Source organism: Mucilaginibacter sp. P1_D10 (genome assembly GCF_056406215.1).
Genome location: NZ_JBFUAP010000001.1, coordinates 356242 through 372148 on the forward strand (window position 1 = coordinate 356242; position 15907 = coordinate 372148).

General features: G+C 46.5%; 12 protein-coding genes. 8 read left to right on the forward strand and 4 right to left on the reverse strand.

The window, feature by feature from the left end; translation table 11 throughout:
- The first annotated feature begins 2 nt into the window (after positions 1-2).
- The 6 genes from AC1DYT_RS01580 to porN all read left to right on the forward strand — a co-directional run bounded on the left by AC1DYT_RS01580 (position 3) and on the right by porN (position 6804).
- On the forward strand, positions 3-998 hold the full coding sequence (locus AC1DYT_RS01580) for a DUF4271 domain-containing protein (protein ID WP_477467905.1): 996 nt from the start codon (positions 3-5) through the stop codon (positions 996-998).
- 15 nt (positions 999-1013) lie between these two features.
- The gene (locus AC1DYT_RS01585) at positions 1014-1778 is read left to right on the forward strand and encodes a uroporphyrinogen-III synthase (RefSeq protein ID WP_133230417.1); all 765 of its coding nucleotides are present in this window, start codon (positions 1014-1016) and stop codon (positions 1776-1778) included.
- Positions 1779-2037: 259 nt separating this feature from the next.
- Positions 2038-3357, forward strand: a complete 1320-nt coding sequence (gene porK / locus AC1DYT_RS01590; RefSeq protein WP_477467906.1) for a T9SS ring complex lipoprotein PorK/GldK — start codon at positions 2038-2040, stop codon at positions 3355-3357.
- A 45-nt stretch (positions 3358-3402) separates the two neighbouring features.
- The gene (gene porL, locus AC1DYT_RS01595; protein WP_477467907.1) at positions 3403-4206 is read left to right on the forward strand and encodes a type IX secretion system motor protein PorL/GldL; all 804 of its coding nucleotides are present in this window, start codon (positions 3403-3405) and stop codon (positions 4204-4206) included.
- Positions 4207-4247: 41 nt separating this feature from the next.
- The gene (gene porM / locus AC1DYT_RS01600) at positions 4248-5780 is read left to right on the forward strand and encodes a type IX secretion system motor protein PorM/GldM (protein WP_477467908.1); all 1533 of its coding nucleotides are present in this window, start codon (positions 4248-4250) and stop codon (positions 5778-5780) included.
- Positions 5781-5790: 10 nt separating this feature from the next.
- Entirely contained in the window at positions 5791-6804 is a 1014-nt protein-coding gene (porN, locus tag AC1DYT_RS01605; RefSeq protein ID WP_477467909.1) for a type IX secretion system ring subunit PorN/GldN, read from the forward strand.
- Between the two features lie 130 nt (positions 6805-6934).
- On the opposite strand, the gene AC1DYT_RS01610 is transcribed toward porN, so the two are convergent.
- The 4 genes from AC1DYT_RS01610 to porW form a co-directional block, all read right to left on the reverse strand.
- Entirely contained in the window at positions 6935-7684 is a 750-nt protein-coding gene (locus AC1DYT_RS01610) for a YoaK family protein (RefSeq protein ID WP_477467910.1), read from the reverse strand.
- 19 nt (positions 7685-7703) lie between these two features.
- Entirely contained in the window at positions 7704-9521 is a 1818-nt protein-coding gene (gene uvrC, locus AC1DYT_RS01615; protein ID WP_477467911.1) for an excinuclease ABC subunit UvrC, read from the reverse strand.
- 86 nt (positions 9522-9607) lie between these two features.
- Positions 9608-11875 carry a penicillin-binding protein 1A gene (locus AC1DYT_RS01620; protein ID WP_477467912.1) on the reverse strand — a complete coding sequence of 756 codons (2268 nt, stop codon included), beginning with the start codon at positions 11873-11875 and terminating at the stop codon, positions 9608-9610.
- A gap of 6 nt (positions 11876-11881) precedes the next feature.
- Positions 11882-14881: a type IX secretion system periplasmic lipoprotein PorW/SprE gene (gene porW, locus AC1DYT_RS01625; protein WP_477467913.1), complete on the reverse strand. Its 3000-nt coding sequence runs from the start codon at positions 14879-14881 to the stop codon at positions 11882-11884.
- Between the two features lie 386 nt (positions 14882-15267).
- On the opposite strand from porW, the gene AC1DYT_RS01630 reads away from it, so the two are divergent.
- Positions 15268-15498: an AtpZ/AtpI family protein gene (locus AC1DYT_RS01630; RefSeq protein WP_477467914.1), complete on the forward strand. Its 231-nt coding sequence runs from the start codon at positions 15268-15270 to the stop codon at positions 15496-15498.
- Positions 15495-15881, forward strand: a complete 387-nt coding sequence (locus AC1DYT_RS01635) for a hypothetical protein (RefSeq protein WP_477459681.1) — start codon at positions 15495-15497, stop codon at positions 15879-15881. The genes AC1DYT_RS01630 and AC1DYT_RS01635 overlap by 4 nt, the downstream gene beginning before the upstream one ends.
- The last annotated feature ends 26 nt before the right edge of the window (positions 15882-15907 follow it).

Below are 15907 nucleotides of genomic sequence, written 5' to 3' on the forward strand. Positions count from 1 at the left end.
TCATGCGCGGGTTTATTTGTACGATATTTCTTTTTTTTGCCGGATGCGCCGCCGTTTTTGCACAGCAGGACAGCACCAGCACGCCCGCTGATACCCCGCGGCATTATATCCGCACGCCCCGGCCCATGACGGTGCTCGATTCCGTAGCCCACGCCATGGCCCTTGAAGAGAAATTCGTCGGCGATTCGCTTTCTATGGCATACCTGCGCCGGCCGGATAGCAACAGTACCAACTTATTCGTAGATAGCATATTAAGAAGTGCCGTTTACAATGGCAACCATTACCTCGATCTGGCATCAGCCTCAAAAACCAAACCCAGTATAAAAGGCTATGGCCATGTGCGGCCCTCGCGCGATCCATGGGTTATTGCCGTCATCGTGGTGCTAATTTTGTTCGTGCCGGTGCTTAATATCTATTCGGCAAAGGATATGAGCAACGTGTTTTTAGCCTTTTACTACAAACGCACCAACACCCAGGCCGGCAAGGAGGATAGCCCTATAAACGCCTGGACGTTCATCGGCTTGTTCCTGCTCTTCGGGTTTACTTTAGGTATATTTTTGTACCTGCTTACCACTGGCTACTATAAAGTTTATTACCCCATAAGCGGTTTCCAGCTGTTTGGTACCTTATCAGCCGCTATCATAGGCTTGTTTGCAGTGAAATTCATGGTGTTGAAATTCCTGGGCTTCGTATTCGATATCAATAAGGTGGTGAGCGAGTATATCAAAGCATTATCGTTAACTTATTTTAATATCACCTTTGTTTTTTTGCCTGTGGCCTTGTGTTTTAGCTTAATTGCCGATAAGTTTTTTCCTTACCTGCTGGCCATTACGCTGTTATTAACGGTGATAATTTTTATATGGCAGTATCTGCGAAGCAGCGTGGGTATTATTTCAAATTTTCGATTTCATAAATTTTATTTATTTACGTATCTTTGTGCCCTCGAAATTTGCCCGATATTGATATTGGTAAAGGCACTTAATATAGGTTTCAAGTAGTTGGTTTTATAACGTATAGCATTGGAAGACAGAAAGAAAAAGGTTAAGAGCATATTAGTTACTTTGCCAAAACCTGAGAATGATAAAAATCCGTACGCTGAACTGGCTAAAAAGCTGAATTTGAAGATCGACTTCCGGTCGTTTATTCATGTTGAAGGCGTGCCCGCGAAAGATTTCCGTAAGGAGAAGATAAACCTGGCCGATTTTACTGCCGTTATCTTCACCAGCCGCAACTCTGCCGATCACTTTTTCCGCATATGCGAGGAAATGCGTTTCGAGGTGCCGGTAGAGATGAAATACTTTTGCCTTTCAGAAACCATTGCCCTTTACCTGCAAAAGTATATTCAATACCGTAAGCGCAAGATATTCTTCGGCAAGCAAACTGCTGCCGACCTGGCCGAGGTGCTTAAGAAGCACTCGGGCGAGAAATTCCTATATCCCTGTTCAGACGTAGCAGCCGAAGAAACACAGAAGTTTTTGCTGGATAATGGCTATAACTTTACGCCTGCGGTGCTGTTCCGTACCGTGTGCAGCGACCTTAGCGATCTGGCCGAAGTGTTTTACGACGTTATTGCGTTCTTCAGCCCGTCCAGCATTCAGTCGCTTTACCAAAACTTCCCCGATTTTAAGCAAAACAACACCCGTATCGCCGCTTTTGGGGCTACCACCCACAAAGCCGTACTGGCAGCGGGCTTAATACTAGATATCCCGGCGCCAACCCCGGCCGCCCCATCCATGACAATGGCGATAGAACAGTATGTAAAACAGGTGAATAAATAAATTCTTTTAATCCGCATCCACTCTGCAACAAAATTTCAGTTTTAGCGTATAACACCCTAATATTTAACAAATAAATAAGTGTTGCGGCATGTTAATTGACGCGTAAATAATTGACTGATTATTGCCAATTTTTTAATTAAAAACGGTTGTAATTTGGTTAATTAAAACATTTTTGCATTGGAATGAAGTATATTTAATATATTCGGAGGTGCGTTGCGATGCATTGAATTCATAGCAGGTAAACGATTTTTAATAAAAAATGAAGCAATTATACTTTCTGATAGTAGTTTTAGCGGGTTCCGTTTTAGCAGGATGCAGTACCGGTGGTGGCGGTAACGGCGAGGTTGTTGGCGTGCGCCAGCGTGCTTTTAGGGCAACAACGCCATTAAACATGGTGTATATTAAAGGTGGCACTTTCCTGATGGGCCAAACTGATCAGGATGTTACCTTCTCGCAAACCTCTCAAACCAAACAGGTTACTGTATCTCCGTTTTTTATGGATGAGACCGAGTTGTCTAACACCAAATATAAGCAATTCGTGCTGTGGGTGCGCGACTCGATAGCCATCAGCAACTACCTCAGCGACCAAAAATATTACCTGCAGCCTAAAAAAGGCGTAGCGCCAGATCCTAACGCCAAAAAATACATCAACTGGAACTACGTACGCAGCAACCCGATCTTCAGCCGGCGCGGCAAAAACGCTGCCGCCAATGCGCAGAAATTGCAGGGATTGTACTACCAGGGCGACGACCGCGTTTTCGATCGCAACGAGATCGACGTACGCTTATTGAAATACAACTTCTCTATGGTAGTGCTTCGCGATGCTGCCAACTACAAAAACGACAAATCAAAAAAACGCTCGGATTTCATCCTGCGCGATACCGTGCCTATTTATCCTGATACCCTGGTTTGGCTGAGCGATTTTTCATACGCTGCTAACGAGCCGATGGTTGAAGGGTATTTTTCGCACCCTGCGTACCGCAACTACCCTGTTGTAGGTGTTAGCTGGCGCCAGGCAAGAGCCTTCAGCGCATGGCGTACCCGCCTTAGCGAAGGTGCCAAACATGCCCGCGGCGAGGATGCCAACCTGCCATTTGAATTGCCTACAGATGGCGAATTTGAATATGCTGCCCGTGGCGGCAGGATTGGTACCGATTACCCTTGGGGTGGCCCTTACATTAAAAACGCAAAAGGATGCCTGATGGCCAACTTTAAACCGGGCCGTGGTAACTACACGGATGACGGCGGCGCTTACACGGTAAATGTGCGCTCGTATTTCCCTAACGATTTCGGTTTATATAATATGGCCGGCAACGTAGCCGAGTGGACCATGTCTGCCTACGACGAATCTGCTACCACATTCGTACACGATCTTTCCCCTACATTTAATTACGAAGCTAAACCAAACGACCCTGAAGTTTTGAAACGCAAGGTTGTGCGTGGCGGCTCATGGAAAGATATCGGTTATTTCCTCCAGAACTCCACCCGCACTTACGAGTATCAGGATACAGCAAAATCTTACATTGGCTTCCGTTGCGTAACCCATTATTTGGGCCGCGACATCAGGGATAAGCGCTAATCAAAAAAACTATAGAATCATTAAAATTTACTTTACTAAAAATTTATGGCTGGGAAGAAAAAACCTTACGGAATAAGTAACATAGTGTCATGGGGAGCTACCGTGGTTATTATAGGTCTTTTGTTTAAGATACAGCACTGGAAATTCGCTACCGAGTTCATTACAGTGGGGCTATCGGCAGAGGCTTTGCTTTTCTTTATGCTGGGTTTCCAACGCGAGGATAAAGATATCAATTGGGTACGCGTTTACCCTGAGCTGGACGAAGATTTTGCGGGTGACTTGCCAAAATCATCTGCAAAACCGGCACTGGCCACCAATGGCTTCTCAAATACCGCCGCGCTTGATAAGATGATGGAAGAAGCCAAGATAGGCCCCGAACTGATCAGCAGCCTGGGAGAAGGCTTAAGGAATTTCGGCGACAAAGTACACGCTATATCACGCGTAACTGATGCTGGTGAAGCAACCGTTGCTTTTACCAATAAAGTTAAGGCAGCAACTACAAGCTACGATAATTTAAGCACAGCTTTCGATAAAGCTTCGGCTAACCTCACAGAGATGGCAGATTCGAACACCGATGCTAAAGCGTACCACGATCAGGTAAACAAACTGGCAATGAATCTTTCGGAACTGAATGGCGTTTACGAACTGGAGTTGCAGGATTCGAGCGCGCACCTAAAAGCCATGAACAGTTTCTACAAAAACCTGTCGGCTACCATGAACAACTTCAACGAATCGTTAGACGATTCGCGCCAGTTCAAAGACGAGGTTGGGCGTTTGGCTAAGAATTTGGCTTCGCTGAATTCAGTTTACGGCAATATGCTTAGCGCCATGAACCAGCCACGCGGTTAATCAATATTATTAATAATACCGAATAAGATAGATAAAAGAGCATGGCCGGAGGTAAAGAAACCCCAAGACAGCGAATGATAGGTATCCTATACCTGGTGCTTTTAGGCCTTATTGCCTTAAACGTGCCGGATAGTTTGCTCGATGCATTCAAGAATATTACTAATAGTTTAAATACGTCTACCAAGAACGTAACTACAGGTATCGATAATACCTACTCGGCGTTCGAAAAAACAAAACTTAAAGAGCAGCCCGAAAGAGCAAAGCCTGTTTACGAAAAAGCATTAAAAGCAAGCAAGTTATCGAAGGACCTAACAGACTATATAGATGAGCTTACTAAAACGCTAATTGATGCCGGCGGTGGCATTAACCCTGAGATACAAGATGTAGACGGTAGGGATAATCTGGACATTTCGCCGCATATAATGATTGCTAATGGCGCTGCCGATAAGCTGCGCGCGAAAATAGATATCGCCCGCACCCAATTAATGGCTTTGTTAAGCGACAAAGAGCGCAAAGGCGTTAATCTTTCGCTTACTGCAGAGGACCCTAAACCTGGTCGCGATGGCCAGAAAACATGGCAGCAGGCCTATTTTGGTGATGGTATACCATTGGGTGCTACGTTAACCACCCTTGCCAAGATTAAGGCAGATACAAAAAATGCCGAAAGCGAAATTGTTAAGAAGATATTGGGAGAAGTAGACCAGGCCGTAGTTAACCTTGATAAATTTAGTGCGGTTGCTGTTGCGCCGTCGAGCTATGTAATAGCAGGCCAGCCTTATACAGCAGAAGTTTTTTTAACGGCATCTGATTCAAAATCAACACCTACCATAACTGCAAACGGCTCTAACTTGCAGGTGTCTGATGGAAAGGGTAAATACTCGGTAAATACAGGTGCCGAAGGTATATTTACCTGGGTTGGCCACGTAACGGTAAAACAGGCCGATGGCAGCACAAAAACATACGATACGCCAACACAAACTTACCAGGTAGCACGCCCATCGGCTGTGGTATCTCCGGATAAGATGAATGTATTGTACATCGGCGTGCCAAACCCAATTTCGGTTTCCGCGCCCGGTATTGCCAAAGAGAAATTACATGTGAGTATCTCTAGCGGCAGCGTTAGCGGTAGTGGAGGTAAGTACACCGCTACAGTTAGTACCGCAGGTACGGCAACGGTTTCCGTTTCCGGCGAATTGGCACCCGGAAAAAGCCAGGTATTAGGCTCAACTTTATTTCGCGTAAAACGTATACCAGATCCTAAGCCGCAATTTGCTGCCCGCAGCAGCGGTAGCACCGGCGCTGCTAACCTTAGGTCTCAGAGTAAGGTGTATGCCAAATTAGAGAATTTTGAATTCGATGCAACTTTTGATGTAATAAGGTTTACGTTGATTATACTGAAACCGCGCCAGGATGTAGTAAGCTACACTTCAACAAGCGCAGAGTTGACACCTCAGATGCGCACGGCAATGAATAGCGTAACGCCGGGCACTACGGTAGTAATACAGAATATTTTGGCTGTTGGGCCAGATGGCTCGCAGCGTAGCCTGGACGCAATAGTATTAACGGCTAATTAAGGATTAGAAGATGAAAACAAGATTTTTAGTTATCGTGCTTTGCCTGCTTTGCAGCATATCATTCGCACAGAACAAAAAAACCGCGCCTAAGAAAAAAGCGCCGGTCAGGACAGCTAACAAGAAGCCCGCCCCAGGCCGTAAACCAAACACTACCCTTACAGCAGGCGCAGGTGCCGGTGGCTCGCAACAACCATCTGTGCTTGATACCACCAAGAAAGTGGTAGCAGGCCCGGTGAAGCCTTTTGACAGGCCATTGGATGGTTACTACAAAAAAACCAACATCCAGAGTGCAAAGGTTACTCCTTATGCCAACCTCCGCGAATCTGACGTAGCTTTTGCGAAACGCATATGGCGCGAAATAGACATGCGCGAGAAGATGAATCAATATCTCAACTCCCCAAAACAACGCCTTATAGATGTTTTGCTGGCAGCTATAGATAATGGCGAGCTAACTGCCTTCGACCCTACAGGTGGTACCGTAGACGACCCTAACGGCGATAGTTTTTCTAAACCATTGACAGCCGCGCAGGCGCATGGCAAACTTGCCGAACCCACCATTATCGATAGCCTCGACAAAAAAACAGGCGATAAAGTAGGTTCTAAAGTAGTGCCTGGCGAGTTTTTAGCCGATAGCCTCATCAAGTTCCGCCTTAAAGAGGATTGGGTGTTCGACAAGCAGCGTTCTATTTTCGAACCACGCATTATCGGCATAGCGCCATTGGTTAAAGTAAAAGTTGCTGGCGGCGTTGTAAATAACGAATACCAACCCGCATTTTGGATATACTTCCCTGATGCAAGGCAAGTACTGGCCGTTAAAGAAGCCGTGAGCCGCAACAACGATGCAACAGGCCTAAGCTTTGACGACGTATTTATGAAACGCCTGTTTACGAGCTATATCGTAAAACAATCTAACGATAAAGACGAGCGTATCCGCGATTATGCACAAGGCATAGATAAGCTATACGAATCTGAAAACATCAAAAAGAAACTGATGGATTGGGAACTCAACCTGTGGAGCTACTAATTTAGAGAATAGCGGTTGGTTAATTAGAGATTAGTTAACGCGCCGAAAAAAATAGAAGCCCTTGCAAATTTTACTTGTGAGGGCTTTGTTTTTTAAGGCATTTGCCATATCCGCCGGGGTGGTTGTCGAGCTATACTTGCTCCCGGGATTTTTTGAACGGATTTTGGAGTTGCCGGTAATAGCGTGCAACTTTTATTCGGAAAATATCATATACAAGCGTAAATAGCAGCAGTGCGCAAGGAACAAAAAAAGAATGTAGCCCGAAATAACCAAAAAGGTACGCACCGCCCAAGGCACCGGCCATGAAAAACAGGATAATGGCTACCCGTAATTTTATCCTGGTTCTGATAACAGTCTTGTCTGCATCGCTTTTTTTTAGGATGTGGGCAAGCTCTATACCCAAATCGGTAAACGTACCGGTAAGATGCGTGGTCCTCACAACAGAACCGGAAACCATAGAAACCAGCGCGTTTTGCAGGCCCATAGCAAATAACAAGCTTCCGGCGAAAAGCTCTTTTGCTATTAGTGTTCCATCGTAGCGAAAACCGCCGGTTGCAACTACCGTTAAAATTAAAATTTCTATTACGATAGGTACAACGTAAGAATAACGCTGATTACGGCCCACGCGCGAAACAAATACGCCGGAAACAAACGCCCCTGCTAAAAATAAAAACATCCATAGCGCAACAACGCGGGCGGTTGTCCAGTCGCGCAACGCAATGCGCTCTGCAAACAACGCAGCGTGCCCTGTAACGTTGGTAGTTAATACACCGAAAGCCAAAAAACCTGCTGCATTTACAAAACCGGCCGTCATTCCTAAAAGGGAGGCTAGTTTGAAATTATGCGCATATGTGCGTTTGGTACCCAAGTGCCTTAACATAGTGTCAAGTTACGCAAACTTAAGCACCAATATCGCTCACAGCGGGATTAAAATATTGGGTGATAGCTTTGGCTTGCTTAAGGTTTACTACTTCCTGCAGGGTTTCTTCGCTGGCTTCGCGTATTTTTTTTACCGATTTGAAGTATTTCAGTAGTTTCTCGGCGGTGGTTTTGCCTATGCCTTCTATCAGTTCCAGTTCGGTGGCCAGGGTGCCCTTATCGCGTTTTTTGCGGTGGAACGTGATGCCGAAACGGTGGGCCTCATCGCGCAGCTGCTGTATTATTTTGAGGGTTTCCGAGCGTTTATCCAGGTACATGGGGTACTGGTCGCCAGGGTAAAAGAGCTCTTCGAGCCTTTTGGCAATGCCGATAATGGTAACCTGCTTTTCTATACCCAGCAATTTCAGACTCTTCATAGCCGAAGATAGCTGCCCTTTGCCGCCATCGATAATAATTAGCTGCGGCAGCTCCGTGCCTTCGTCAAGCAAGCGGCGGTAGCGCCGATGTACGGCCTCCTCCATGGTAGCAAAATCATCCGGGCCTACTACGGTTTTCACATTAAAGTGGCGGTAATCCTTCTTGGATGGCTTACCATCTTTAAACACCACTATAGCCGATACCGGGTACTTGCCCTGGAAGTTGGAGTTATCGAAACATTCGATATGGCGGGGCTGCCGGTTCATGCGCAGGTCCTTCATCATTAGTTCCATCAGCCTGTCTGTACGCACATCAGGGTTCAGCTTTTCGTACTGATCTATCTTCTCTTTCTTAAAGAACATCACGTTCTTTTGCGAAAGGTCGAGCAGTTTGCGTTTCTCGCCCAGCTTAGGTACGGTGAATTTTATTTTCGAATCTTCTACGTCTATCTCGAATGGAACGATAATCTCTTTGGAATCGCTTTCGTACCGGGTGCGGAACTCTGTGATGGCTATGGTGAGCAGTTCTTCGTCGGTTTCGTCCAGCCGTTTTTTCAGTTCGATGGTTTGGGTTTGGGTGATGGTGCCGTTCATCACTTTAAGGTAGTTTACGAAGGCGTATTTCTCTTCGGATGCGATGCTGAAGACGTCCACATCGGTAATAGAGGAGTTTACTACGGTAGATTTACTCTGGTAGTTCTCCAGTAATTCTGATTTGCGTTTAAGCCGGTGCGCGTGCTCAAAGTTCAGTTCGCTGACGGCCTTTTCCAGGTCGCCTTTTAAATTGCGCACTACGGCACCTATCTTGCCGCTAAGGATGTCTTTAATTTCGTTGATGCTGTTATCATAGTCTGCTTCAGACTGGTAATCCTGGCAGGGGCCTTTGCAGTTGCCCAATTGGTATTCCAGGCAAACCTTAAATTTACCCTTCTCAATGTTTTCGCGGGTAAGGTTAAGGCTGCAGGTTCGCAGGGGGTAAGTCTCCTTTATCAGCCCCAATATGGTATGCATCATACTTACCGAGGCGTAGGGGCCAAGGTATTTTGAGCCATCGCGTATGATGCGGCGCGTCCAGTAAATGCGGGGGTAATTCTCGTTCTTGATGATGATCCAGGGGTAGGTTTTATCATCCTTCAGCATCACATTGTAGCGCGGCTGATGCTTTTTTATCATGCTGTTCTCCAGCAGCCATGCATCTACTTCGGTATCAACTATGGTAAAAGTTATCTTGCGTATTTTTGATACCAGCACGCGCGTTTTGGCATTTATCTGGGTATCCTTATTAAAGTACGATCCCACACGATTGCGCAGGTCTTTAGCTTTGCCAATGTATATCAGCTCGTCCGCAACGTCCCAGTACTGGTAAACGCCGGGTTTATGCGGTATATTTTTTAAAGCTTCGCGGTAATCGAATTTGTCCATTAGCCCCCTAACCCCCTGAAGGGGGAATTCTTTTCATCATTATTAAATAGCCTCCATAATTGTTCCCCCTTCAGGGGGTTAGGCGGCTAAAAATCTAACTTCTTATCCACCTCGTTGGTGCCTTTTTGCTGTTGGCTATAAGCACCGCAATCTAAGGTAATGGCTGCGCCGGTTTTCGGCGGAACGAAATCTACGTTGGTTTTTATGCCGAGTTTATTGTTGGCGTAAACGCGTTTCATGTAGCCGGCAAATATAGGCAACGCGGTGTTGGCACCTTCGCCCAGCCGTGTGCTGCGGAAGTGTACGTCGCGGTCTTCGCAGCCTGTCCATACGCCGGTAACCAGTTGCGGGGTTATGCCTATGAACCAGCCATCAGAGTTATCGTTGGTAGTGCCGGTTTTGCCGCCTATAGGGTTGGTCAATTTGTATTTTGATTGCAGGCGGTAACCGGTACCTTCCTGTATAACGCCCTTAAGCATATAGGTCATCACGTACGCGGTTTGCGGGTTTAGGGCCTGCACCACGCGCGGTGTATTAGTATAAAGAACGTTGCCGTTTTTATCTTCTATACGCAGCAGGAAGGTGGGCTCAGTCCATATACCTTCGTTGGCGAAAGCACTGTAAGCTCCCGTCATATCAAAAACCGATGCATCAAAGGTGCCGAGGCATATTGAAGGGTAGGGCGGCACAGTGCTGGTTATGCCCATTTTTTTAATCAGATCAGCCACCGGCTGTGGCTTTACCTCGTTCATTACATAAGCCGTAACCCAGTTTTGCGACCGGGCCAATGCTGTGCGCAGCGTAATAACCCCCGGTACGGTTTCTGATGGCGAAGATCGCGGCGACCAATCATCACCATAACCGGTGATGGTGATGGGGACGTTGTTTACCTGCATGCAAGGCGAAAAGCCATTTTCTATAGCTACCGTGTAGGTAAATGGCTTAGCTGTTGAGCCTACCTGCCGCGTACCCATTTTTACCTGGTCGTATTTAAAGTGCTCGAAGTTGGTACCGCCTACCCAGGCTTTAATGTAACCGGTGGTTGGGTCCATGCTCATCAGAGCATTCCGCAGCATCATTTTGCAATAAACGATGGAGTCGATGGGTTTCATCAACGTATCTATATCGCCATGCCAGGTGAAGATATTCATTTTGGCTGGGGTGTTGAAGTCTTCCCTTATCTCCTCATCTGTTTTATTCTGCTGCTTTAGGCTCAGGTATCGGTCAGACCGATGCATGCCCTTATCCAACAAACTTTTGAAAGTTGGGATAGCTTTATACTTGTTTATGCCTTTCCAGTGGGTGTTGAACTGGTTTTGCAGATCACGCATGTATTCTTGTTGCGCGTCTTCGGCATATTGCTGCATGGTGGCATTAATGGTGGTGTATATCTTCAAACCGTCCCGGTCGAGGTCGTAAGGGGTAACACCATCCGGTTTCAGGATAGATTTATCTACCAATATCTTCTGCACCTCTTTTTTCAATACGGCCCTGAAGTAGGTGGCCATGCCCTCGTTATGGTCGGTTATTTTAAAGGATAGGCCAAGGGGTTTCCTTTTGAATTCTTCGGCCTGCCCCTGGCTCAGGTAATTTTCCTCGTACATGCGGCGCAGTACGAAATTGCGGCGTTTGATGGCGTTATCGGGGTGATTGATTGGGCTGTAGATGCCGGGGCCGTTTATCATGCCCATCAGCAGTGCAGCCTGATCTGGCGTAAGCTTATCTGGCGTGGTATTGAAATAGGTGCGTGATGCCGCGCTAATGCCGTAAGTGTTATAAGCGCCAAAATCTACCGTATTCATATATAGGGTGATGATTTCTTCCTTGGTGTAATTGCGCTCGAGTTTTACGGCGGTTATCCATTCCTGCAGTTTTTGGATGATGCGCTTTACAGGGTTGTGCGAGCGCTCAGAGAACAGGTTGAGCGCTAATTGCTGGGTTATAGTACTGCCGCCCTGCTTTTTGCCTATCAGGTTATAAAGTATGATGCTGAACGTGCGCTTGAAATCGATACCCGAATGCTCGTAAAAGCGGGCATCTTCTGTAGCAACCAGCGCGTTGATAACGTTTGGCGATAGTTGCCTGTAAGTAACGCTGGTGCGGTTTTTTACATAGTAGTTGCCTATTACCTGGCTATCTGAAGAAATTACCTGCGAAGCCTGATCGCTCTTAGGGTTCTCCAATTCGCGGAACGATGGCAACGGCCCGAATATCTGGAAGGCAACAAGCAATATAAGGATGACGAACATTGCGAAACAGCCGATAATGAAACGCCATATATACCAGTTGTAACGTTTTATATCCTGCGTAGTAAGCTTGTTTTTATTGTTGCGGTTATTGTTGGTGATGATCATTTTACCTTAATAGTTTTGCTGATAGAATTCTATATAGCTATCCAATGTTTTTGAGTCGGCTAATTTATCCAGATTTTCCCCGGTAATAATAAAAAAGCTGTATTTATCCTGCGGCACCTTCATAATATTGGGCAACAGCGGCACAATACTTCGTGCGTATTCCTTAGCTTTTTCGAGGCTGGCAAAACTGCCAACGTATATCAGTTGGTTAGCGTTACCCACACTTTTTAACTTGTGGTTGATAGCCGGCCCCTGGTACTGCACCCTGTTGAATTGCCCAAAACCAAAACGTGAGGAAGCCAGGTTAGTTGTACCCGAATTTACATTTACGGCAAAGAAATAGTGCGAACTATCGCGCAGGCTAAAAATAGATGGCTTTTTAATAACAGGTTGCGTAACCGGCGTTACAGGCTCCTGTATGGGAGGAGCTGCCTGCGTAACCACCGGCTGGGCCTTCACCGTATCGGGTTTTGCCTGCGTAACCACCGGCTGAGCCTTTACCGTATCAGTTTTCGGCTGAATGATTACCGGCTCTTTAACAGGTTGCTGCACCGCCACCTTTGCAACGGTATCCGGTTTCTTAACGGTGGGCGGTAAAGGCTGAGCAACTACCAAGGGAGCCGCTACCGGTTTTTTCTCGGGCTTGCGCACATCGGGCACTATAGCAATAGGGCCACCGGTATAAGGCACGCGGTAAGGGCTTTCCTGCTGATACACTATAGGTATGGTAAATAACCCTTCGTTAATGTCCTTATCCGTTATCATGAAAGTGCGGGCAGCCAGTTCAGTTTGGTTGGCATCTGTGTAGGCCAGGTGCTGTTTTATCAGCGGCGTTATCAACTGGTCATCGGGATATTTTGCAGCTATTTGCTGCAGTTCGGCTTTAAACGGGGCCAGTTTTTCACGGTGGCCGGCAGCGAAGGCCCTTAAATAAGCCAATTGCGATGCATACTTGTTATTAGGATAAGTTTGCAATAAGCCATCGGCAGAGGTAACTACCTCGGCGTATTTTTTTGCGGCATAAAGGTCATACACCTGGTTGTACAGCACGCCGAAGCCGGTATCGGCATCGTTGAGGCGTTTGCCATAATCAGGGTCGAGGATGGTTTTGGCGAATGCCGTTTCGGGGTATTCTTTCAAAACCAGGGCCTTATATTTATCGGATAAAGCCACGTTGCTTTCGCTGTATAAGCGGTACAGGTTATAATAAATGGCTGCCTTGCTGTCGTTATTCGGAAACAGCTCAAGTATCTTTTCGTAGGCTGCTGCGGCCTCCTTTTTATCATCCAGCACATCACGGTAAAAATTGGCCATAGCCAGGTAGGCATCATAGCGTTTGATGTTGGATTGTGCCAGCTGTGGCGGCGTGAGCGGCAGATTCTGTAGCAAATCCTGCTTGAAATTATTGGCTTCCACCTCGGCGGGGCTGCGCTGCATAGAATCGGGCAGGGCATTTACATCCACGTTTTTGGCGGTGTTGAGGGTGTTGGTGGTGAGGTCGCTGCCCTGGCGGTTGCTGCGCCGCCAGTTATCTTCCAGCTTGCGATTGCCCCAAACGCGTTTGAAGTCGGTATAGCCCTGGCTTACCGCGTTGGTATTGTAAAAATAGAAGTTGCCCCCATTGGGTACGCTGGCCTGCGGCGAAGGCGTATCGGCAAAGGGATCGCCAAGGGTATTGGTTGCGCCATTATTTACCACAGGCGCAGCAGCTGCTTGTTTTTGAATGGCCTGGCGTTTGGCCATCTCGTCAATTCGTTTAATACGGCTGGGTTCGTCCATACCGGCCAGCATCTGTAGAGTATCCTCTCGGGCTATAACCTTAAGGTTATCAGTTAGCAGTTGCAGGTTATCAGCTTTTTTCTGTATGGTGATGTAACCCGGATAGGTGGGTGGCAGGGTAGCCAGGGTGCTATCGTAATAAGTTTTGGACTGGGTATAATCGGCTTTGTCCTTAAAATAAATATCGGCCAGCCGGAGGTACGATAAGCCTTTTTGGTTTTGATTGCGCTGGCTGTAACCGGTAGATTGTTTGTAGCTTTTTATGGCATCGTCTGTTTTACGGTCGGAGTATTGCAACTGGGCTATTTGGTAGTAGATCTGGTCGGTAAACTCCGCATTGTTCTGATTTTTAAGCAGGGAGCGCAGGCGGTCGAGCCGACTTATCTTTACCCCATCGCGACTGTCCTCGATGCGGATGCGGTTAAGGTCGGCATTGAAGGCCATATCGAAAGTTACGTTGCTTTTGGCTACCCGGGCGTAGCTGGTGGCGGCATCGGCAGGTTTGCCGTTCAATTCCTGCAATTGGCCCAGTATAAAAGTCCAGCGCATGCGCTGCAGGTTGTCGCTGCTGTATTTGATAGCGTTTATGGCGGCTTCTTCGGCTGCGGGGTATTCCTGTATATTGATACAATACTGCAGCAGGGTAGCATAAATATCGGCCGGCGCCCTTTTCTTGGGGTTGATGCTTTGGATTGCGGTATCGATAATCAATTTGGCTTCGGCGGTTTTATTAAGGTATAGCAGCGCGCGCGCTTTCCAAACCAATGCCTCCTGCTTCAGTTGGGTTTGCTTGGGGCGGGCGGTAAGCACTACGTAGTTGAAATACTCTACCGCATCGAAATAGTTGTTGTTGAGGTAATTGGCCTGACCCAGCACCAAATATGCATCGGGTATGTAATGGCTTTGCTCTTTTATGCTGATGATGGCGTTGGCCTTTTGTTTGGCGGCATCAAGGTCTTTATCCGGCGCGCCGCCTCCGGCAACGGTATCCTGGTAAACGGCCAGCAGTTCGGCGTAATTATCTACGAAAGCAGCAGCATAGCCCGCTTGTTTTTCCCGTAGTATCTGGCGCGCGTTAAAGAGGATATTATAATGAGCGGTGAGGTTTTGCAAGGCACGGTTAACCGCGCTCTTCTTTTCAAGCGTGCAGCCGGCGACGAAAAGGGCAAGAGCAAACAGGGCAAGGATGCTTCGTTTTGATAAGATATAGGTAGGTGTACGCCTCAAAGGATGATGTTTATAGATAGATTATAATTGGTTCAGTAAGGTATTCAACGGCTTGCCCTTAAGTTTGCCAGTTTTATATAGATTAACTTCTTTGACAGCCTGCTTTAGTTCTTTAAGGAACTTAACGTCGGCTTTTGTTAATGGTTTAGATTTCATTAAAGTATCGATATTTCCAACTTATAACGAATAAACGCTATAATAATACACTTCGAGTTTGATTTTCCCACAAAAGCGCAACAGTTTCCCTTTCATATCCCTATGTGCCTTGGCGGCTTTACGAGAAATTATTTAGCAGTCAATCCAGGTTATTTGCTCGTAAACCAAGTAATATAAAAAGCATCGCTAATTTACTAAATAGTATGCAATAGGATTAATAAATTTGCGCCATGGCACAAAATGAACCGAACGACGTAGAAGAAGGCGCTAAAGAGGCCGGTTCTTACGCCAAATACACAGGACTCGCTTTCCAGATGATCGTTGTCATCGGCGTGTTTACCTTCGCGGGGTACAAGATTGACGAAAGTGCTGGCCACGCAACCAAATGGGTAACCGCTGTACTCTCCCTCACCGGCGTATTTATCGCCTTATTTTTAGTTATCAGATCCGTTAGAAAATGAAGACCCAAACCGCAATCATAGCATTTATCATATTTGCCATATTATTGGCCCTCCCTGCCGTAGGGCTTCAGTTTGGAGGCCATGCCAATTTATTGGTGCCCTATTTCTGGCTGTTGTATGCCTTTATCACCGGGCTTACCTTTTTGGTGATGGTGGCTATTATCATTACCAAACAAGTAAACCCCGAAAATTACGCCCAGACTTTTTTAGCAACAACCGTTTTTAAGCTGCTCGCCGTCCTGGCATTCATGGTGGTTTTTATCATGAAAATCAAGGTAAACAAGGCTGTTTTTGTGGGCGATTTCTTTTACCTATATTTCTTAAATACAGCCTTTGAAGTTTCTGTGTTATTGCGTAACTTGCGCAACCAAAATTTGAAGTAGAAAAGTTTATTTTGATGTATAATAGC

Bases quoted from the DNA above. Each gene is read 5' to 3' on its own strand.
- AC1DYT_RS01580 (WP_477467905.1), top strand. From the start codon at position 3: ATGCGCGGGTTTATTTGTACGATATTTCTTTTTTTTGCCGGATGCGCC.
- porK (WP_477467906.1), top strand. From the start codon at position 2,038: ATGAAGCAATTATACTTTCTGATAGTAGTTTTAGCGGGTTCCGTTTTA.
- porL (WP_477467907.1), top strand. From the start codon at position 3,403: ATGGCTGGGAAGAAAAAACCTTACGGAATAAGTAACATAGTGTCATGG.
- porM (WP_477467908.1), top strand. From the start codon at position 4,248: ATGGCCGGAGGTAAAGAAACCCCAAGACAGCGAATGATAGGTATCCTA.
- porN (WP_477467909.1), top strand. From the start codon at position 5,791: ATGAAAACAAGATTTTTAGTTATCGTGCTTTGCCTGCTTTGCAGCATA.
- AC1DYT_RS01610 (WP_477467910.1), bottom strand. From the start codon at position 7,684: ATGTTAAGGCACTTGGGTACCAAACGCACATATGCGCATAATTTCAAA.
- uvrC (WP_477467911.1), bottom strand. From the start codon at position 9,521: ATGGACAAATTCGATTACCGCGAAGCTTTAAAAAATATACCGCATAAA.
- AC1DYT_RS01620 (WP_477467912.1), bottom strand. From the start codon at position 11,875: ATGATCATCACCAACAATAACCGCAACAATAAAAACAAGCTTACTACG.
- AC1DYT_RS01630 (WP_477467914.1), top strand. From the start codon at position 15,268: ATGGCACAAAATGAACCGAACGACGTAGAAGAAGGCGCTAAAGAGGCC.
- AC1DYT_RS01635 (WP_477459681.1), top strand. From the start codon at position 15,495: ATGAAGACCCAAACCGCAATCATAGCATTTATCATATTTGCCATATTA.